The 20721-nt window shown below is 59.4% G+C and carries 16 protein-coding genes and 1 pseudogene; 8 read left to right on the top strand and 9 right to left on the bottom strand.

The window, feature by feature from the left end:
- Positions 1 to 114: 114 nt before the first annotated feature.
- Positions 115 to 507, bottom strand: a pseudogene (locus AArc1_RS00550) (hypothetical protein); the annotation flags it as partial.
- 235 nt (positions 508 to 742) lie between these two features.
- Here AArc1_RS00550 and AArc1_RS00545 point away from each other — a divergent pair.
- Both AArc1_RS00545 and AArc1_RS00540 read left to right on the top strand, forming a co-directional pair.
- Positions 743 to 1336, top strand: coding sequence for an AsnC family transcriptional regulator (locus AArc1_RS00545; protein ID WP_161958277.1), 594 nt, complete (start codon positions 743 to 745; stop codon positions 1334 to 1336).
- A 162-nt stretch (positions 1337 to 1498) separates the two neighbouring features.
- Positions 1499 to 3778 carry a heavy metal translocating P-type ATPase gene (locus tag AArc1_RS00540; RefSeq protein ID WP_228443363.1) on the top strand — a complete coding sequence of 760 codons (2280 nt, stop codon included), beginning with the start codon at positions 1499 to 1501 and terminating at the stop codon, positions 3776 to 3778.
- Between the two features lie 105 nt (positions 3779 to 3883).
- On the opposite strand, the gene AArc1_RS00535 is transcribed toward AArc1_RS00540, so the two are convergent.
- Entirely contained in the window at positions 3884 to 4912 is a 1029-nt protein-coding gene (locus tag AArc1_RS00535; protein ID WP_117362436.1) for a proline racemase family protein, read from the bottom strand.
- Positions 4913 to 5255: 343 nt separating this feature from the next.
- On the opposite strand from AArc1_RS00535, the gene AArc1_RS00530 reads away from it, so the two are divergent.
- Positions 5256 to 6530, top strand: coding sequence for an RNA-guided endonuclease InsQ/TnpB family protein (locus AArc1_RS00530; RefSeq protein ID WP_117362435.1), 1275 nt, complete (start codon positions 5256 to 5258; stop codon positions 6528 to 6530).
- A 42-nt stretch (positions 6531 to 6572) separates the two neighbouring features.
- Here the strand turns inward: AArc1_RS00530 and AArc1_RS00525 are convergent, their stop codons facing one another.
- From AArc1_RS00525 to AArc1_RS00515, 3 genes are all read right to left on the bottom strand, one after another.
- Complete coding sequence (locus AArc1_RS00525; protein ID WP_117362434.1) at positions 6573 to 7235, bottom strand: protoglobin domain-containing protein; 663 nt, start codon at positions 7233 to 7235, stop codon at positions 6573 to 6575.
- A gap of 246 nt (positions 7236 to 7481) precedes the next feature.
- Positions 7482 to 9800 carry a PAS domain S-box protein gene (locus tag AArc1_RS00520; RefSeq protein WP_117362433.1) on the bottom strand — a complete coding sequence of 773 codons (2319 nt, stop codon included), beginning with the start codon at positions 9798 to 9800 and terminating at the stop codon, positions 7482 to 7484.
- Between the two features lie 240 nt (positions 9801 to 10040).
- Positions 10041 to 11651, bottom strand: coding sequence for a hypothetical protein (locus AArc1_RS00515; protein ID WP_117362432.1), 1611 nt, complete (start codon positions 11649 to 11651; stop codon positions 10041 to 10043).
- A gap of 111 nt (positions 11652 to 11762) precedes the next feature.
- Between AArc1_RS00515 and AArc1_RS00510 the strand changes: the two genes are divergently transcribed.
- From AArc1_RS00510 to AArc1_RS00500, 3 genes are all read left to right on the top strand, one after another.
- Positions 11763 to 12473 (top strand): ABC transporter ATP-binding protein, encoded by a 711-nt coding sequence (locus tag AArc1_RS00510; protein WP_117362431.1) that lies wholly within the window; start codon positions 11763 to 11765, stop codon positions 12471 to 12473.
- On the top strand, positions 12470 to 13738 hold the full coding sequence (locus AArc1_RS00505; protein WP_117362430.1) for an ABC transporter permease: 1269 nt from the start codon (positions 12470 to 12472) through the stop codon (positions 13736 to 13738). The genes AArc1_RS00510 and AArc1_RS00505 overlap by 4 nt, the downstream gene beginning before the upstream one ends.
- Before the next feature lie 233 nt (positions 13739 to 13971).
- Entirely contained in the window at positions 13972 to 15204 is a 1233-nt protein-coding gene (locus AArc1_RS00500) for an ABC transporter substrate-binding protein (RefSeq protein ID WP_117362429.1), read from the top strand.
- A 66-nt stretch (positions 15205 to 15270) separates the two neighbouring features.
- On the opposite strand, the gene AArc1_RS00495 is transcribed toward AArc1_RS00500, so the two are convergent.
- Genes AArc1_RS00495 through AArc1_RS00480 form a run of 4 tightly spaced genes read right to left on the bottom strand, consistent with a single transcriptional unit; the run spans position 15271 to position 19256 of the window.
- Positions 15271 to 15975 (bottom strand): ABC transporter ATP-binding protein, encoded by a 705-nt coding sequence (locus AArc1_RS00495; RefSeq protein WP_117362428.1) that lies wholly within the window; start codon positions 15973 to 15975, stop codon positions 15271 to 15273.
- A complete protein-coding gene (locus tag AArc1_RS00490) occupies positions 15975 to 16817 on the bottom strand; it encodes an ABC transporter ATP-binding protein (protein WP_117362533.1) in 843 nt (280 codons plus the stop codon). Before AArc1_RS00490 ends, AArc1_RS00495 begins: the two co-directional genes overlap by 1 nt.
- Positions 16810 to 18153: a branched-chain amino acid ABC transporter permease gene (locus AArc1_RS00485; protein ID WP_117362427.1), complete on the bottom strand. Its 1344-nt coding sequence runs from the start codon at positions 18151 to 18153 to the stop codon at positions 16810 to 16812. The genes AArc1_RS00490 and AArc1_RS00485 overlap by 8 nt, the downstream gene beginning before the upstream one ends.
- Positions 18150 to 19256 (bottom strand): branched-chain amino acid ABC transporter permease, encoded by a 1107-nt coding sequence (locus tag AArc1_RS00480; RefSeq protein WP_117362426.1) that lies wholly within the window; start codon positions 19254 to 19256, stop codon positions 18150 to 18152. Before AArc1_RS00480 ends, AArc1_RS00485 begins: the two co-directional genes overlap by 4 nt.
- A 230-nt stretch (positions 19257 to 19486) precedes the next feature.
- On the opposite strand from AArc1_RS00480, the gene AArc1_RS00475 reads away from it, so the two are divergent.
- Together AArc1_RS00475 and AArc1_RS00470 are read left to right on the top strand one after the other, a co-directional pair.
- Complete coding sequence (locus AArc1_RS00475; protein WP_133412192.1) at positions 19487 to 19768, top strand: hypothetical protein; 282 nt, start codon at positions 19487 to 19489, stop codon at positions 19766 to 19768.
- A gap of 203 nt (positions 19769 to 19971) precedes the next feature.
- Positions 19972 to 20655 carry an HAD family hydrolase gene (locus tag AArc1_RS00470; RefSeq protein ID WP_117362424.1) on the top strand — a complete coding sequence of 228 codons (684 nt, stop codon included), beginning with the start codon at positions 19972 to 19974 and terminating at the stop codon, positions 20653 to 20655.
- The last annotated feature ends 66 nt before the right edge of the window (positions 20656 to 20721 follow it).

Below are 20721 nucleotides of genomic sequence, written 5' to 3'. Positions count from 1 at the left end.
TCGCTTCGTGGCCCATCGCCCTCAACCGTTCGGTGACCTCCACACCGGTCCCGCGTCACTCTGCGGAGCGTGGCCATCACGGGGAAATCATCTCACAGACGGTCCCGGGGGTAGTCAGGATTCCTCCAGCAACGAGCGGGCTCGCTGCACGTAGCTGTTCGCATCCCAGCTACGGGCGTCGCTGATTCCATCGAGGAGCATCTGAGCATCGGAAGTTGACAGCTGTTCGCTTCGAACGAGGACTGAGAGCAAGGTCGGAGTCGTCACGAGCCGAGTATCGGCGAGCGACGCGTGAATCAAGCCGAGTTGGTTGAACTCATCACAGAGAAATAGTGCGGCATCAAGTTCGTTCGTGAGGGTGACAGCAGCGTTCTCGCCGTCATCGAGTGGAAACTCAGCATCGAGGTCGACCGACTGTGTCTCGAGCGACCCTGTTTGGTCGAGGACGGCGGTTGCGCCACGACCGTACGCATCATCATACGAGGCAATCTCCCTGAGTTCTTCGATGAACTCCCAGCTCAACGGCCGGCCAGACATACGATGTACTTCCAGCGCGTCAGGGGCTTTCAGAGACGTCACAACTCACCCCGGTGACGGTGATAGTTCGCGCATGTCGTGTCTAGGAGAGCCGTTCTCTTATTCCCATTCCTGTTTCAAATGTTCAGCTATTATCCCCAGCTGGTTTTGAATGTGAAGTGGTTCTTCGGATAAGGTTAACCCAATGGCAGAGGTAGTCGTTTACATGAGGAGTCCAGATGAAACCGACCTCGAGATACTCCAATTGTTAGTCGACGATGCCCGACGACCGTACAGTGAGATAGCCGACCACGTCGGTCTTACACCGCCGGCGGTATCCGATCGCGTCGCTCGACTGCAGGAACTCGACGTTATACAGAACTTCACGCTCGACGTCGATCGAACGAAACTCCAGAACCGCGTGCCGGTGCTTTTGCATCTGGAAGTCAAGCCAGAGGCCGTTGAACGTGTTTTTGAACACGTCTCAACGCTCGACAAAACAGAACACAGTTTCCAGCAACTAGATGGGAGTATCGTCGCTCACGTGAACGCGCCGAATCAGGACGTGCATTCGTGGTTTCGGGAAGCGCTCGACGTTGCTGACCTGGTTTCGTACGATATCAAGCCGCTTGCTCACTACGAGTGGAACACCGGGATAACCCCCGCCGATTTCAGCCTCTCCTGTGCTGTCTGTGACAATACCGTCACGAGTGACGGTGAGACAGCTCGGATCGGTGACGAGATCAAGGTGTTCTGTTGCAGTTCCTGTAAGGGCATGTACGAGCGACGCTACGAATCGATCCAGCAGGGGACCGATTGACTCTCGTTGTGGACTTTGGATTTGAAGATCTACTCCCGTCTCCACTCGAGTATTTGTAACGACAATCCGCTTCAAATTGTAGCCCATAGGTTGACACGAGGTGAAGACGCCATGCCAAGTGATCAACCAACCCTAGAACGAACGGACCTGTCCCTCTCAGGAATGTCGTGCACGACCTGTGCATCGACGATAGCGGACAGTCTCGAGGACGTCGACGGCGTAGAAGAAGCGTCGGTCAACTTCGCGACGGAGCGTGCGGACGTCGAGCACGATACGGACGTGAGCGTCGACGACCTCATCGAGGCCGTCGAGGACGCTGGCTACGGCGTTCGAGAGGAACTCCTCGACGACGAACGAGAGATGGAGGACGAAGAGGAACTACAGAAACTTCGTCGATTAGGGATCCACGCCTGGATCGTCACGTCGCCTATCGTCCTTTTGATGGTCTTCATGTGGACGCCGCTTGATCCGTTGACCGGCTTCCAGATCGACGTCTTGATGCTCATCTTCGCGACGCCCGTCGTCTTCTACTACGGCCTGCGAACACACTCGGCAGCGTACCGTGGCCTCAAAAACGGCGTGTTCAACATGCACGCGCTGATCTCGGTCGGGACGCTCGTCGCGTGGGTCACTGGGGTGATGGTCTTCGTGGCGCCGATGGAGAACTACGCCGGCGTGGGGGCGATGATCATGGCCTCGCACAACGTCGGCACCTACCTTGAGCACCGAGCCAAGGGCCGTGCGAGTTCGGCAATCGAGGGGCTGATGTCGATGCAAGCAGAGACGGCGCGGGTCCTCCGAGACGGCGAGGAACTAGAGGTCCCTATCGACGACGTCGACGTTGGTGACCTGATGGTCGTCCGGCCCGGCGAGAAGATCCCCGTCGACGGACTCGTGGTCGACGGCCGAAGCAACGTCGACGAGTCGATGGTCACTGGTGAGTCGGACCCCGTCACCAAGGAGGAAGGAGACGACGTGATCGGGTCGACGGTCAACAACGCCGGTCGGCTCAAGGTCGAGGCGACCAAAGTCGGCGACGACACCTTCCTTTCGGAGGTGGTCGAACTCGTCGAGGAGGCTCAGGGAACCAAAGTCCCGATTCAGGCGCTCACCGACCGCATCACGAACTACTTCGTGCCGACGGTGTTTGCCATTGCGGGCCTGTCGTTCCTGCTGTGGTGGCTCACGCCGGGTGCGATGGAGACCGTCGCCAGCGTCGGTGCGCCGTACCTCCCGTGGGTCGACCTCGCGCTCGATCCGCTCACGCTGGGGGTCTTCGCGGCCGTAGCCGTCCTGGTGATCTCCTGTCCCTGCGCACTCGGCTTGGCAACGCCGACTGCGCTGATGGCTGGTACAGGTAAGGCCGCCGAGAACGGCATCCTGTTCCGTGACGGCGAGGCCATCCAGACGATGAAGGACCTCGACGTCGTCGTGCTCGACAAGACGGGCACCATCACTGAGGGCGACCACTCCGTCACGGACGTGGTCGTCGAAGCCGACCGGCAGAGTGTTACCGACGGCGGAATCGCTACCGACGATCCTGGCGACGACGCCGACGTCGCCTCCGGAGCAGAGCTCGACGAGGACGAACTTATCAGACTCGCTGCCTCCGCCGAACGCGGGAGCGAACATCCGATTGGCCACGCCATGATCGAGTACGCCGAGAACTCGGGGATCGAACTTTCGGACCCTGATACGTTCGAGAGCGTTCCCGGTAAAGGAGTCACGGCGACAGTCGACGGACGATCGGTCGCCGTGGGCAACCCCAGGTTCTTCGAGGATGAACTCGAGGTCAGTCTCCCGACACGAATCGACGACCGGTTGCGCGACCTCGAGCGAGAAGGGAAGACGACGGTGATCGTCGGCCTCGAGGACGAACCGGTCGGACTGGTCAGCACAGCCGACACCATCAAGGAGGGCTCCGTGGACGCGATCGCACAATTCCACGAGCGTGATATCGAGACGTGGATGATCACCGGCGACAACGAGCGGACCGCCCGTGCGATCGCCGACCAGGCCGATATCGATCCCGAACGGGTGATGGCCAGCGTCCTGCCGCAGGACAAGATCGACAAAGTCGCACAGTTACAAGACAAGGGGTACACGGTTGGAATGGTCGGCGACGGTATCAACGACGCGCCGGCGCTCAAGCAGGCCAACGTCGGGATCGCCATTGGGACTGGGACAGACATCGCAATACAATCCAGTGACGTCAGCCTCGTTCGCGGACAGCTCGACGCGCTCGTGGACGCCTTTACTCTCTCCGAGCGGATCTTCTCGAAGATCAAACAGAACCTCTTCTGGGCGTTCATCTACAACGCGGTCGCCATCCCGGTCGCGTTCTTCGGACTACTCCATCCGGTCATCGCGGTCGCCGCGATGATCACCTCGAGCGTCTCGGTCATCACTAATTCGGCGCGGCTGGGGAGGCTCGAATTGTAGAACACCACGGATCGGGTGACCCGTGGAACTCTCGTTGTCTCGTTTATACGCGCCTTCACAGGCGAGGGAACTGGTTCGGAGCGGAGAGGGGACGATAGCTCCGAGTCATCCCAGATCGAACCCGTCTCGAAGCGGGTCGTCGGGATCGATCAGCAACTGGTTGTGTCCGGTAATATGGGCGCTGCCGGTGATGCGTGGGATGACAGCCGAACGTCCATCTTCGGTCGTCACTTCGTCGATCGTTCCCGTGAACGTGGTTCCAATGATACTCTCGACGACGAAGTCGTCACCGACCTCGAGGGTGCCGCGCTCGTGGTTGATCGCTAATCGGCCGCTCACGCCGGTCCCCGTCGGAGAGCGGTCGATCTGACCGTTGGCGAAGACACAGACGTTTCGACTGTCACAGTCCGGGTTCTCTGGAGGGCCTCGGAAGATGGTCCCGTACAAAAAGCTCAAATCGTCTTCCCGTGGGTGTTCGATCGGTACCGCGTCGGCAACTGCTCGTTTGATCGCCATGCCAGCCCGCCTGATCTCGTCGGTGTTTTCCGGTGTCAGCTCGAGTCCGAGCTGATCGGCATCACAGTAGGCATAAAACGCACCACCGTATGCAAGATCGTACTCGATGGTTCCATACTCGGGTACCGTTATCTGCCGGTCGAGGCCGTCTGCAAAGGACGTGACGTTTTTGAAAGAGACCGATTCGACCCGTCCGTCCGAAAGCGCTGCTTTCGCCGACACGAGTCCCGCAGGTGTGTCGAAGTTAATCGTTTCCGATGGAGGAGATGCCGCCACCATCCCGGTCTCGACCAGCACGACACCCAGTGCGATGATCCCGTGGCCACACATCGTACTATACCCCTTGTTGGTCGTGAAGAGAACGCCGACGTCGCCGGCCGGTGTGCAAGGATCCGTCAGAATGGCCCCATACATATCCGTGTGGCCTCGCGGTTCCCACATCAGTGCCGTGCGCAATTCGTCGTGATGCTCTCGCATGTACCGTCGCCGTTCGAGTATCGAGGTCCCCTCGAGTGGTGGAACCCCATCGATGATCACCCGGAGGGGTTCACCGGCGGTGTGTGACTCTATCGTTTCGACAGTTGTCCACTGCTCGGGGAATTGCGGGACACGGTCCATTGGCACTTCAGTGGTAGCTGAGAGGGAAATAAACTTGGGTCAAAGATGTTATAGCTGTCACTTTGTGATGGGGGAGTCTCCTCTTCACTACGACGTTTGGTTTTTCGGAACCAAGCCACATTTTGATGGTAGTCCCTCGTCAGTGAGCAGCCAACGGAAGTTCCACCACGAACACACTCCCGGTCGGATCGTTATACAGATTCGAGGAGAATACCTGACCCTTTAGGGTCAGGATGAATCCGACATCTCCTACACAACCCACCGCCGATAGCAAGGCTGGATATTCAACGCTAACCGACACTATTAAGAAAACGCTACGCATAACCAGTTATGAAGCCAACATATGAGTCGAACCATCCGAACCTTCGAGGCCACGATCACGAACCAGCGACAGGTTCGTGACGACCTCGACCAACTCGGATGGGCCGCCTCAAAACTCTGGAACGTCGGTCGCTACTACGCACAAGAACAGTGGGACGAAACGGGCGAGATTCCCGATGACGGGGAACTCAAAGCCGAACTCAAAGGTCACGAACGCTATACGGACTTACATTCTCAATCCAGTCAGCGCGTTCTCGAAGAACTCGCTGAAGCGTTTAACGGCTGGTTCGGCAAGCGTCGGAACGGCGACGACCGTGCCCGACCGCCCGGCTACCGCAAAAACGGAGACTCCCATCCACGTTCAACCGTGTCGTTCAAAGTGGCTGGCTTCAAGCACGATGAACAGTTCAACCGCGTTCGCCTCTCGAAAGGCCGCAACCTCAAAGAACACCGTTCAGACTTCATCCTGTGCGAGTACCAGACTCGCCCGGATGTTGACCTGACCGAGTGGGACATTCAACAAGTTCGCGCAATCTACAAGCATGACGAGTGGCGTCTTCAATTCATCTGTCGCACCGTCATCGACCCGGAATCACCGGGTGAAGAGGTGGCTGGTGTTGACCTCGGGATTTGCAACTTCGCCGCCGTCTCGTTCGGCGGCGAGTCGGTGTTGTATCCCGGTGGCGCACTCAAAGAGGACGAATACTACTTTACGAAGAAGAAAGCCAAGTGCGACGATTCCTCATCTCGTGAAGCTACTCGGCTTGACCGGAATCGAACAGGCCGCCGGACACACTTCTTGCACACGCTCTCGAAAGCAATCGTAGAAGAGTGTGTCAAACGAGGTGTCGGCACGCTCGTCGTTGGCGATCTCGGTGGCATTCGAGAGGACGGCGAGAACGGTGAACCCCGAAACTGGGGTGACCACGGAAATCTTGACTTGCACGGGTGGGCGTTCGACCGTTTCACGACGCTACTCGACTACAAGGCGGAAGCCGAGGGCATCGACGTAGAGTTGGTGTCGGAACGCGATACGTCGAACTCGTGTTCAGCGTGTGGTCAAACCGACGACAAACAGCGTGTGGAACGCGGACTGTACGTGTGTGAAAAGTGCGACACGGTTGCGAACGCAGACGTGAACGGCGCGGAGAACATTCGACAAAAGGTACTCCCGAGTCTCGCCACGGATGGCGGTGATAGGGATAACGGCTGGTTGGCACAGCCAGCGGTTCACCTGTTCGACCGTAGTGAGAGTTGTTTCGCCCCACGAGAACAGGTCGTGAACCGCGAACCCTAATATCCCAACTCAGCGGTGCGGTTCCGTGGGATTCCCGCGTCTTTAGGCGCGGGAGGATGTCAACTCGAAGATCGGATCAGGAATGAGATTGATCGCTTCACGAAGTTCCCGGCGACGACTTTCGTAGGTGTCGTTAACTACCTGCATCTCGAGATTGATACACCGAGTTGTCGCCATCGCATCTGCAAACCCCTCTTCGATGGCCGCTTCGACCGCATCTGGGCCGTCACTCTCGGCAGCGTTGCGAGCCGTCTCGATCGTGTTCGCTTTGATTTCTTCGAGAAAGAGTGTCGTCACGTTCCCGAACATCCCACTAAAGTGGTGCAGTGGCAGGTCCAGTTGATCGTGAATTCGCCCGATTCGGCAGCGTTGAGTATAATATTCTGTATCGTATGTGCCACCAGTAAGCGTCTCGAGATACGTTTCGACGACCCGACGGAGTCCGTCGTCTCCCTGTGACGATCGATCGACGACTGCCCGGGTTCGATCGTGGGCATAGATGGTCTCGAGAAATGCGTCGGTGAGTTGCTCTTTCTCCTCTGAAACGACATCGCCCAGCCTCGCCATCCGCTCTTGCTCTTCCGTGTCAAACCCAACAAACGCTTTTCGCCAAGCGATTTCCTCCTCGGTAAGTCCGATCTCCTCGGCCAACTGGTTAGCAGTCTTGTCCAAACTGGTCGATCCGGACCACCCTTCCGTATCCATAAAAACGAGTTGATCGGAAAGCGTATAAGCTATGTTAAATAGAATAAAAGTCCTATGAAACTTCGAGAAATCAGTTTGAGATCGACTTCCGGTGCTTAGCCGGTGTTCTCATGTATGAAAACCATCGAATCACTTTCACTGATATTGCGAGCACATACCCGCGACTTCACGCGTGGGAAGAGGTCAACGTGTATTCCGACGGCCTGTTGTCAGTCTGCACGTCTCACAAAGCCATTTTCAGACCTGTCATCGAAACAGCGTCGTCGGACAGGTATCAACCGCCTTCACTGATTCCTCAGAGGTTACGGCCGGTAATCTGAGTCTGGCAACGGTTCCCGTCTCTGCGTCGGCCGTCTGGTGGACCTGGAAAGAGCCGCCATACTTCGTGACGATCCAGTTTACGATCCACAACCCAAGCCCGAGGTTGTGATCAAGAGCGGTTTCTCGCCCCGCCTCGATTACTGACGACTCGTCGGGATGAATCCCCGGCCCGTTATCGATCACGGTGATCTCAAGATACCCCCTATCGCTTCGAGCCTCGAGATCGACTCTCGTTGGGCGATCGTCGTCGTGGACCAGAGCGTTTTCGAGGAGTTCTGCGAGTGCTCGCTCGATCTCGGGTCCGGCAACGAGTTGATCGTCAGTCTGGACGTCGATATCGACGGTTGCATCCGGGAACTCATCGCAGCACCTCGAGACGACCCGCTCGAGCAGTGCCTGTGGGTCGTGGCCATAGGGGGCGTGCTCGCGATCGATGAATTGCTCGAGTTCTCGAGCTCGTTCGGATACGTCGAGGAGCTCTGTCCCGGTCTCACCGATGTCTTCGGCGACGGTTTCGACTCCGGACACCCCCGCTTCGAGGAGATCCGCATAGCCGAGAATGACTGTCAAGTCATTACGGATGTTGTGACGTAAGACACGGTTGAGGACATCGAGCAGGCGTTCCGTCCGCTTTCGGTCCGTAATGTCGGTGTGGAACCCGACGGAGTGGGTAACCTCTCCATCAGGTCCGTGGACAGGCGTTAGGCTGGTGGCGTTCCAGAACGGGGCCCCGTTCTTGCGGTAGTTGATCCACTCGATCGAGACCGATTCGCCGGCCTCGATTGACTTTTCGAGTGTCTGGATGGAGGTCGCATCAGTCGCCTCTCCGGTAAGGACGCTCAGCTCCTGGGCCAGGAGTTTCTCGGAGTCGTAGCCAGTAAGCGACTCGAAGTGATCATTGACGTACGTTAACGTTCGTTTCCCATCCTCGACCTCGAAGATGGTGATCCCGACACTCGCCTCGTCGACGGCCCGGTTTTTGAGCTTGAGTTCGGCCTCCCGTTCAAGCCGATCCGTGATGTCCTGATTTATCGCCACATATCCCTCGATATCCCCGATATCGTCTTTGATTGGGGCGATAGTCTGGTTTATCACGTACTCCTCACCGTCTTTCCGTTCGTTAACGACTTCTCCTTCCCAGATCTCTCCGTCCGTGATCGTGCTCCACATCTCCTCGTGGAACGTCGGATCGTGTTCGTTCGAGTTCAGTAGGGCCGGCGTTTCACCGATTACTTCCTCGCGGTCGTATCCAGTTGCTCCTTCGAAGGCGGGGTTTACGTACTCGATTTTTCCTTTGCCATCGGTAATCATCACGACGTGGCCAGCGTGTTCGACAGCGTTCTCGAGCCGCCTGAGGCGCTGTTCGCGTTCTTTCCGCATCGTGATATCGCGGGCGACACCCTGGGCGAGAATCACCTCTCCCTCTTCGAGGACGGGCATCGCGTTGACTGCGAGCGTCGCACTCGTTCCATCAGCGCGTTCGACTTCGAGTTCGATACCTTCGACCGCTTTCCCTTCGAGGTTTTTCTCAAGCGTGTTGTCTGCGGTCGTGTGGCTAGCCTCGTGGATAATCTCGGTGAACTGTTTCCCAATGAGCGCCTCAGGGTCGTAGCCGAGCATCTTTTCGACCCCTGGTGAGACGTACTTGAAGTTCCCCTCGTGGTCGAGCTGATAGACCACGTCGAAGTTGGCCTCGACGAGCGACTGGTACCGCCTGCTCTCCCGCTCGAGGCGTCGGTGGTGTTTGCGACGCTCGAGCGCTTGGCCAATCAGCTGTGCCAGCAGTTCGACGAACAGTTCTTCGTCTTCGGAGAACCCCGCTGATCGTAATTCTGGGTCACTAAAACAGACTGTTCCGTGTGTCTCGCCGTCGACGAGGACCTTTGTACCGATGTAGGCGTCCTGATCGAACGTCTCATAGGCGATGTCACTAATCGCTCCCGATTCAGGCGCATTCTGGACGCACAATGGGTCGTCACTCTCGATTGTACGCTTGCAGTAGGCCTGGTCAAGTGGGCACCTGGAGCCGGTTTCAAGCGTGTCTTCTCCACCCACAGAAACGGTGATCGTCTGGACACCGTCTTCGATACGAGTCAAAAATCCAATACTCAAACCTAATCGCTTACGGCCGACGTCGAGTGCCTGCCGAGTCGCCGATTCAACACCGAGACTGCGATCAGCAAAGGCAGCGTAGACGGCCTGGCGAGCAGTTGTGGGTGTAGTTGTAGATTTCTGTATGGTCATACCGTCTTCTCCTGCCAGTTTTTAAGCAAGGGGTTCAGGAGATATTAATCATCTGGCTACACTTGACCTCGTCTCGCGCCCAGAGGCGCAGACGTGGGCTCGTATTGTACGGATTCAACGGGAATACTGGTGGGTTCAGCCAACAATTGACATCCTCCCGCGCCTAAAGACGCGTGTCACTAACTGACGGCGCGTATCCACGGCCTGAAGATCGTGGCATTGCGCCTGTTAACCTGTAAACTACGACCCGTCGACTTCAAGACCAGCGACAACCTCCTGAAGTTCGCGTTCGCTCAAATCGCCTGCGACCGTCGTCGAAACACCATCCTCGACGAACGTGCCTACGACGCCATCGTCGGTTGCCACTACGAGAAGCTCACGATCGTCTACCGGAATCGTCTGCTGTTTGTCCACCCACTCCGAACCGTTCGGCTTCGATTCTGGCGTCTCCATCCACTCCGTCGCTGCCGTTCTCTCGTCAGGACCGACTTCCGACTGTCCGATCAGGATCGATCGATCTCCATCGACGTAGCCCGCAACCACCACGTCCGGACGGTCTTCGTCGATGAGTTCGGGTGCCTCCCCGGAGACGACGGCGCCGTTCTCGAACGCCCACTGCTCGTCCGGTGTGGCGGTCGCAAATGGAGCGACCGCGGAGAACTCCTCGGCCGTTTCGGCGGTTGAAACACCGATGCTGGCCAGCTCAACGGCACCCGGGGGATCGAACGTGCTGTCGGCCACCGGGACGTCAAACTGCGTCTCGTGGACATCGACGGTTACGGTTATGTCGGCAGTTGTTGTCACCATCTTGAGCACCTCCCCGGAGTCCACGCCAATCCATAACCGCGTCTCTCCCTCCGCCTCAGGGTGAGTGAGCAGGAGTTCGTCGGCCGCCTTCCCATCGATAGTCGCTGAGCCGGCGTGCTCGACGGAGACCTCGGAGTCGTTGATATCGCCGGTAACCATCCGTTCAGGGTGAGTGATCTCTGCCTGGTGGTCCTCGAGCGCGGCGATTCGCTCTTCGAGCATGGATTCGTTCCAGTCGTCGAGAGCCGCCCACGTGTCTTCCCAACCGTCTCCGTCTTCCAGCTGCCCGTCCTCGATGGCACCAAACACTGCCGCGAGGTCGCTATCGTTAGCTGCTCCGTCGACGCCCGAGTCCTCCCATGCCTTGGAGAGGTCAGCTTCGTCGTAGTCTTCCCATGCCTCAGGGAGGTCAATCTCGTCGTAGTCCTCCCACGCCTCGTCGTGGTCGACCCCGTCGTAGTCTTCACCGTCGACGCCCGCATCGGCAAGCAGTTCCGCGACGGTGACGTTTTCCGGGAGCTCGTCAGAGTCGACGCCGTCAGAAAGGTCCTCGAACTCCTCGAGGACGTCCCCGAGCTCGTCGTCCCCGTCGATGCGTTCAGGGTCGATCGGGAGCTCCGAGAGCGAGAGGCCAGCGGGCTCCTCGGTTCCGGCCCGGACGCTAGCGGTCTTCTCCCCTTCGTTCTCCTCTACGACGCCAGTGAGGCTACTGTGGGACTCATAGAGCCATACCACTTCGCCGTCGGTGCCAGTCACCACGTGCCCTTCGTCGGTCGAGACGTTGGTCCGCATCTGCTCTTCACCTGCCACGACCGTAGAGAGTCCGAACTCCGTCTCGGCTTCGTCGGTTTCGACAGTCACCGTCGCGTCGGCCACGACGGAGTCCGCAGTATTGTACGTTTCTTGAACGTCTTCGAGCACTTTCTCTCCGCTCGGCTCGTCGCTAGCGAGGGCAAGCCCGACCGTCGCTGTAACCACGACGGCAGCTAGTACGAGCCCTAGGAGTGCGAGCGATCTGACCGCTCCGGCGTCGTCGATCCCCATCTACTGAATGTATGTCTCTCGAGCGTTTATACTCTCGGTATTTTGGAATGCTCACAAGTTATCTTCACGGGAGCGAAACGTTCACCCGCGTGGCAACCTGATCTCGAGCCGATGAGCGGAGTTACGGACCGGGAGCCGGTCGTCAGTCTCAAAGACGTAAGGAAGGAGTATCAGCTTGGCGGGACGGTGACGGCCCTAGACGGCGTCGGCCTAGAGCTCCCGTCCGGCTCATACACCGCGGTGATGGGGCCGAGCGGGTCGGGCAAGAGCACGCTATTGAACCTGGTTGGTGCCCTCGACACACCGACAGACGGCGACGTTGTCGTCGCCGGGGAGAACGTGGCGACCCTCTCGGAGAGTGGACGGGCCCGCCTCCGCGGGGATCGAATCGGCTTCATCTTCCAGACGTTCAACCTCATGAGCCGACTGACCGCCGCAGAGAACGTCACGTTGCCGCTCATGTTCGCCGGGTGGGGACGAAAGCAACGCCGCGAGCGCGCCCAGACAATATTGGAGGAAGTCGGCCTCGGGGACCGCCTCGAGCACCTTCCCAGGGAGTTGTCGGGCGGCCAACGCCAGCGGGTTGCCATCGCCCGCGCGCTCGCCTCTGACCCCGAGTTAATCCTCGCCGATGAGCCAACCGGCAATCTCGACACAGAAACCGGCAACGGCATCATGCAACTGCTGGAGGCGGCGAACGATCGTGGGAACGCGATCCTACTCGTTACTCACGAGCGCCGGATCGCGGAACACGCCGATCGGATCGTCCACGTGAAAGATGGTGTCATCGAAGAGATCGAGACGGCCCCGGTGGAGCAATGAAGCCGCGTGACGCGGTTCGGCTTGCTGGTCGGTCGCTGCTCGGCCATCGGTTGCGGTCGGCGCTGACCATCGTCGGCATCGTCATCGGAATCTCGACAGTAATCATGTTCGCCAGCTTCGGGCTGAGTGTCCAGACGGACGTGATCGGCGAGTTCGAGGAGACAGCCGCGAGCGAGATCGTGATCGTCACTGGCGACATCGGGCTCGATTCCGACGGCGGGTTCGGCGACGGCCCTCCACCTGGCGACGTGGACAGCTTCGCACTCCCAGCGGTAACGACACATGACCTCGAGCAGGTCGAACGGATCGACGGCGTCGAGTCGGTTATCCCGCGTGGATCGATCCCGGCGACGTCGGTAGAACACGATAACGAGACCCTCGTTCAGGACGTCGTTGCGACGAGCCCGGCGGCGTTCAGCGAGGACGATTTCGAGTCCGGTGGTCCGTTCGAGCAAGGGGAATCCGGATCCGTGGTGCTCAGCGAGACATCGGCCGAGGCGTTCGAGACGAACATAACCGCCGGCGACACGGTCGTGGTCGACTACGGCGACGAACGCGAGGAGTTCACCGTTGCTGGGGTTGTCACTGAGGCCCGTGGTGGTCTGGGTGCGTTCGGCCCCCTCTCACCGGAAGTATACGTGCCGACCGATCCCTACTACCGGACGTACGGCGAAAGCGTGGAGTCACCGACTCTTGGCGTCGATCAAGCGGCTTACCGTCAGGTTACCGTCGTCGCCGAAGCCGATCGGGTGACTGAGACCAGCGAGACCGTCGGGGTGTATTTCGACGAGGAATCGGACGCAGGACAGGTTCTCGACGACGGGGTGACCGTCCAGTCGGCCGCCGATCTGGTTGATGGTGTCGAGGCGGTCCTCGAGGACATAATCCAGCTCGTGGCGGGGATCGGTGTCCTGGCGTTGCTCGTCGGCGCATTCGGTATCGCCAACATCATGCTGGTTAGCGTCACCGAGCGAACCAAAGAGATCGGTATCATGAAGGCAAACGGGGCTCGAAATCGGGAGGTCATGGGGCTGTTCCTCGCCGAGTCAGTGTTGCTTGGCCTCGCCGGAGCCGTCATCGGGATCCCGACCGGGCTTGCTGTCGGCTTCGGTGCCTCGGTGTACGCCGATGTCGGATTTACGATCCCGTACGGCTGGATAGTCGTCGCGACCGCGATGGGAGTCGCCACGGGCATCGTTTCCGGGCTCTACCCAGCCTGGCGGGCCGCCCGAGTCGATCCGATCGACGCGCTCAGATACGAGTGAGACGATTCGTCAAATCTCGTTGGCTCGTTCCTGGCTCTCCTCGGCGACGCTTTTGCCCTCGCTTGTGACGACAACGAAGCCGTCGCCACTGCCACCGGTGTTACGTGGAATTGAGGAGAAAGCCTCGCCGTTCACCGCGGGAAGACAGTCAATACCGAGGGTGAGAGGTCAACTGTCTCGCGAGGACTGTCATGGTGGATAACTCTTTATACTGTGCAATGTCATGTGTGAACATGGTCCGGGAACTCAATAGACGGAGGGTGCTCGGTGGTATTGCAGCAGGCGGCGGGCTAGCGCTCGCTGGCTGTCTCGACGGAAACGGAGCAGCGGAAGACGCCGATGCGATGGTCGGTACGCTATCGCCGACGACGGGCGACCTCGGTGACCTTGGTGGGCCGATCGAAGACGCTGCAGTGTTGCCGGGGACCCAACTCGAGGACGAAGGCTCCGATTTCGTGATCGACATTCGAAGCGAAGACACGGAGACCGATCCGGAGGCAGGGATTACCGCGGCCCAGTCGCTCGTCGATGCCGGCTATCCGTCGATCACGGGTGCCGCGGCGTCGAACGTAACGATTGCCGTCGCAGAGGACATATTCATCCCCGACGAGGTCGTCGCCATCTCACCCGCGAGTACCTCGCCAGCGATCACCGATATGAACGGGGACTTTCTGCTTCGAACGGCACCATCCGACGCCTTACAGGGTGACGTGATGGCCAGTATAGCCTACGAAGAGGAAGGGCTCGAGACGATGTCGACGTTCTTCCTGAACGACGACTACGGGCAGGGGCTCTCCGACGCCGCCGTCGAGAACTTCGAGGAACTCGGCGGCGAGGTTTTCGAGGAGGTCGCGTTCGAGCCCGAACAGCCCTCCTACGACTCCGAACTCGAGACCGCACTCGGGGACGATCCGGATCTGCTCATCGTCGTCGGCTTCCCCGACAGCGGCGAGCAGATTTTCCGGGATTACTACGACAACTTCGACGGCGATCACACGATCATGGTGCCCGATGGCCTCCAGGAGAACTCCCTGCCGGGGAACGTCGACAACCCGATGGAGAACGTCATGGGAACGGCGCCGGGAGCCGACGGGCCGGAATCCGACGCCTTCGTAGAGCTGTTCGAAGACGAGTACGGCACGGCCCCGGGTGTGTTCAACGCCCAGGCCTACGACGCCACGGCGGTTCACATTCTCGCCCAGCTCAGCGCCGACGACGCGACCGGGGCGGCGCTCAGCGAGCAGGTCCGTGCGGTCAGCGATCCCGGCGGCGAGGTCGTCGGCCCGAGCAACCTCGCGGACGCAGTCGAGATGGCCGCGGACGGCGAGGAGCTCGAGTACCAGGGTGCGTCGGGACTCGTCCAGTTCGACGACAATGGAGACGTCACCGCCGCAACCTACGACGTCTTCGAGTTCGATATGGACGGCTACACCGTCACCCAGACGATCGAGTTCGAAGCCGAATAATAACCGAACGCCCACTCGAGAACGACCAAAACGACGATTTTTCGACGCGCGCGGACGACTGCCGGACTACCCGCCGAGGAAGTCCTGGCGCACCTGCTCGTCGCCGAGCAGCGCCTCGCCGGTATCCATGTACCGATTGCCACCCTGTACGAGGACATAGCCGCGGTCACACCGTCGCAGAGCCTCTTTTGCGTTCTGTTCGACCAGTAAAACGGCGGTTCCGTCGTCGTTGATTCGGTCGATCCGGTCGAACATATCATCGACCAGGTCCGGTGCCAGTCCGGCGCTCGGTTCGTCGAGCATCAACAGATCCGGCTCGAGCATGAGCGCCCGCCCCATCGCGAGCATCTGCTGTTGGCCGCCGCTCATCGTGCCGGCCTTCTGGCTTTTGCGCTCCTCGAGGATGGGAAACCGGTCGAAGATCCACTCGAGCCGATCCTCGGGGACTTCATCGAGGATGTACGCACCCATCTCCAGGTTCTCGATGACCGAAAGCGACGGGAACACGTTGTCGTTCTGTGGGACGTAGCCGATGCCCGTCCGGATAATCTCCTCGGGTCGTTTGCCGTGGATGGCCTCGTCGCCGAACGTGACCGACCCCCCCATGTAGTTCGTCAGCCCGAAGATCGACTTCATGACCGTCGACTTCCCGGCCCCGTTGGGACCGACGATGGTGACGTACTCGCTGGCATCGACGGCCAAGTCGACGTCGTCGAGGATCTGTAAGTCGCCGTAGCCGGCGTCCAGACTCGAGGCTTCGAGCAACGCCATCAGACCTCACCCCCGAGATAGGCTTCGATGACTTCCTCGTTCGACTTGACCGCCTCGGGGGCTCCCTCCGCGAGCACCGATCCTTGATGCATGACGATGACGTGTTCGGTATGATTCATAATGACGTCCATATCGTGTTCGACCAACAGGAACGTGTAGCCCTGTTCTTGCAGTTCGTGGATGTGTTCGAGCAGTTTCTTCTCGAGCGACGGATTGACACCAGCCATCGGCTCGTCGAGCAACAACAGCTCCGGCTCGGTCAACAGTGCCCGGGCCAGCTCGAGCAGTTTCCGCTGCCCACCGGAGAGCGTACCAGCGTACTCCCCAGCTAGGTGGTCGATCTCGAAGAATTCGAGGACCTCCCAAGCACGTTCGCGGAGTCGTTTTTCCTCTTCGATGACTGCCCCGCGAGTTCGGGGGGCGACCGACCGCCACAGCGATTCGCCGAGCTGATTTTTCGGCGCGAGCATCATGTTCTCGAGGACGGTCATTTCCGGGAACTCACGTGCGATCTGGAACGTTCGAACGAGACCAGCCGTCGCGACCCGATTCGGGGTTCGGCCGGTGATGTCGGTCCCGTCGAAGACGACCGATCCCTCGTCGGGTTCGTAGACGCCGGTGATACAGTTGAACGTCGTCGACTTGCCGGCGCCGTTGGGCCCGATCAGCCCGGTGATCGAGCCACGTTCGATCCCGAAACTCGCACCGTCGACCGCCGTAATACCGCCGAACCGTTTGACAACGCGCTCGATCTCGAGGATCGGGTCATCGACGGATCGATGATCGGAATCGGTGCCCGTGGCACTGTCAGCCGCCGACGGACTCGAGTCGGCGTCACTCATCTGGCTCACCCCCATCGCTCGCGGTGGCACGGTCGGGTGGGGATGGGCGCTTCGAGAGGTCAGTCGCGGCAGCGATCTCCTTGCGATGGCCCAACAGACCCTCGGGTCGCCAGAGCATTAGCAGGATCAAAACGACGCCGACGAGGACGAACCGCAACTCGTCGAGCGAGCCGACCAGGTAGCCAACCAGCGGTGTGAGATCTCCGCTCGCGAGTTCGACAAACGCGTCGTAGATAGTCGGCGGCGAACGGAGGTTGAGGTTCGCGTTGAGGATGCTGCGGACGAAGCGCGGGCCCTCCCAGAGAAACGCAGCGAAGGCGAAGCCGCCGATAACGCTGCCGGTGTTCGACCCGGCGCCACCGACGATGAGCGCGACAAAGATGTAGAAGGTGATGATCGGCATGAAACTGTCCGGGCTGACGAAGCTTCGACTTCCCATCCAGAGCATCCCAGCGAGTCCCATCAGCGAACAGCCGACGACGAACGCAACGATCTTCGCGCGGTCGGTGTTCTTACCGAGGGACTTGGCTGCGAGTTCGTCCTCGCGGATCGCCTTGAGGATGCGTCCGTACGGCGAGTTGGCGATCCGACTCAAAAACAGGTAAAACAGGCCGACAAAGGCGATCAACACGGCCGTGTAGAGCCCACCAAGAATAACCGACCGCTGGATCCCGACTGCCCCGCCGACCTCGAAGAGAATCTCTCCGAGTTCGCCGATCACCGGCCGCTCGAGCAGCCACGGAATAATCGTGTCGACGGGCGGGTACTGGATGCCGCTGCCGCCGCCGGTGCCGTAGACAGTGTCACCGACCTCGATCGAACGCAGGCTCCCCGAGAGGAGTGCGAGCCTGATGATTTCGGAGAGGCCGAGGGTGACGATCGCGAAGTAGTCCGCACGCACGCGAAGGGCGGGAAGGGCGGCGACGAGTCCGACCAAGCCGGCGGCGATCATCCCGCCGAGGATGCCGATGGGGATCGGGAGGCCGAGTCCGGCCGGAGTGGCGTCCGGTGCGGCCGTCAGGAACGCCATCGTGTAGACGCCGACGGCCATGAAGCCGGCGACACCGATGTTGAACAGCCCGGTGTATCCCCAGTGGAGGTTTAGCGCGAGTACGACGAGCGCGTAGACGGCAGCATAAAAGGTCACCGTCCGGAAGAAGCCGACGATCGAGTTGATCCCAACGCCGCCGAAGAACCCGAGGATCGCAAACGCTCCGTAGGTCACCAGAACGACGCCGACGATCAACACCAGGTCGTACTGCCACTGCGGGAGGGCTTTGAGCCGATCGTGAGCGTTCGAGATGGGTTCTGGCAGCCTCGAGTCGCGTTCGCTCATGCCGTCTCCACCCCTTTGAACAGGCCATCTGGCCGGAAGATCAATACCACGATCATCAGCGTGAATGCGGCGATCTCGTTCAGGTCGGAGGGAATCCAGATCAGCGAGAGGTTGATCGTGAGGCCGATGACGAGCGAGCCTGCAAGTGCACCGTAGATCGAACCGATCCCACCGAGGATAACCGCGGCGAAGATGAGCAACAGCAGGAACCAACCGAGGTTAATCGTGACTTGCCCGCGATCGAGGACGATCAGATATCCTGCGACGCCCGCGAGGCCAGCCCCGATAACCCAGGTCGCGAAGATGACTCGCTCGGTAGGGATTCCCGTGATGAGTGCCAAGTCCTTGTTGTCGGACATCGCCCGCATCGACTTTCCGAGTTTGGTGTACTGCAACAGCAGGTGGACGCCGACGATCAGCGACAGCGCCGAGATGACGAGCGTCGCCTCGTGGAGGTTGATCGTCTCTATCGGGACGAACGCTGGCATCTCCCACTGTGGCGAAGAGGCGACGACACCTCGGGTGTCGGTCGTATAAAATAGCGCGATGATATACCTGAGCGCGAGTGCGACTCCGACACTGGCGATCAGCAGTGTGATTCCGCTGGCGTCTCTCAGTTTCCGGTAGACGAGCCGGTCGATCGCGAGGGCGACCAGAATCGTCAACACCGCCGCGACAAGTAATCCGAGCACGATCGCGATCGGTGCCGAGACGACGTCCATCCCGACTGCTCCCGGCTGTGCGCCGCCGTCCGCTCGGAGCAATAGCCGACTACTGAGTTCCGCGATACCGATTCCACCGACGAGATAGGCCGCCGTCCAACCAGTAAAGGCGCCAGTAGTGATCAGATCGCCGTGTGAAAAGTTCGCAAATCGTAGAATGCTGTAGGTCATCGAGAGCCCGATCGCCGCGAGCCCGATGTACAACGAATCGACGATCCCATTCCACGTAAACGCCCATAGCCGCCCAAGTGGTAACTCGCCGACCAGAACCTGTCTGATGAGGTCAAGAACCAGCAGACCGACAACGGCCAGCAACAGCCACCCGATCACCTCCTGTATCGATACGTCTGCAAACCGTCCTTGTTCGGCACCTGTACTCATGTGTGAGAATGTCACAACGGGAGTTGATATAGTTCACGCCGGGTGGGACTTCTGAAAGGGATCTTCTTCAGAGGGCAGAGTAAGAGCGGTACACACTCTGGGCCGCACGAAACTCACTGGAGATGATGTGACGAAAGGAACACGGGCACGACTCAGATACGGCTTCAAAGTGCGCCAAACCAAAGATTCACTGGGGTAGCGTTCTTAGCTGCGAAACGAAAGGGGTCATGATGAATAAAAAGGTTCACGCCGGGATGTTGATAATTGACCTAGCCTTCACAGCTGTGCTATTTTATATCGGGTACAACGTTCTCACCGGTAATCAGGCGCTCTTCGGGCTCGACGGACCAGTCAACACTGCACTTGGGATCGTTGCACTGTTGTTAGCCGGCATGGGTCTCGTTCGTTCGTTCAGAGGTGTCCAGCAATTGATCGGTGATGGGCCTGAACCCGCCGGGGAGGACGTTCCTGAGTATGGCTATCAGGACGAGTGGGAACGCAAAAACCTCTAGTCGACAACCGACGCAGCGACGGATTGTTCTGGCCGTCTCAGACCATTTTTCGCCGACACCTCGTCTCGTATGCGGTTCCCCGCCGAACAGCAGCGGTCGTTCCCGCCTCCAGAAGTGACCGACCCACCTACATCAACTCGAGGTTCCGGTGCCAGTTGTCCGGTACCAATACGCTCAGTAGCTTAGACTCCGTTTATCGATCAATGAATGAGACGCGGTACGATGGGCTTCTTCTCGACCACGATGGGGTGATTGTTACACTCTGCTCACGACAGGTGTTGCAGAGCGCAGCGATCGACGCGTTTGCCGATGCAGGGGTTTCGGACCCAAACCCGACGGACGTCGACGCGATCACGATCAACGTCTCGGAGACCGAACTACGTACTGCTGCTGAGCGATACAATATCGATCCCGACGCACTTTGGCGCTATCGAGAGGATCGAATCGAAACGAGACTCCGAGCGGAGACCAAGGCCGGAAGGAAGGCCCCATACGAGGATGCAACGTGCCTCGAGCGCGTTACCGTTCCAACCGGAGTCGCAAGCAACAACCAGACTCGAATCGTCGAGTTTGTCCTCACGGAGTATGGGCTCCGCGACTGTGTCCAGACGGTCCAGGCCAGAGCCCCCACTCGCGAAAGCCTCCGGGAAAAGAAGCCAGACCCAAGATATCTCGAGGCAGCTGCGAGAGAACTGGATTGTTCGAACCCTGTGTACGTCGGCGACAGCGAAAGCGACATCATCGCTGGGAAACGGGCGGGGTTCGATACCGTCTTTCTCCGTCGTGACCACAATGCCACCCGTCAGCTCAGCGTTGAGCCGACTCTGGAACTCGAAAGCCTGACCGCAGTCGTCGAGATACTGGACGAACTGGAACCAGCTGACTAGAAGGAAGCTAGCCATCACAACAATTCGTCAAGTTTGTCTGCTGTGTTCAGCCATTGTGTTCAGCTG

Source organism: Natrarchaeobaculum sulfurireducens (assembly GCF_003430825.1).
GTDB classification, from domain to species: Archaea; Halobacteriota; Halobacteria; order Halobacteriales; family Natrialbaceae; genus Natrarchaeobaculum; species Natrarchaeobaculum sulfurireducens.
Note: the sequence above shows the minus strand (reverse complement) of the source record. Positions and strands in the feature narration are given on the sequence as shown.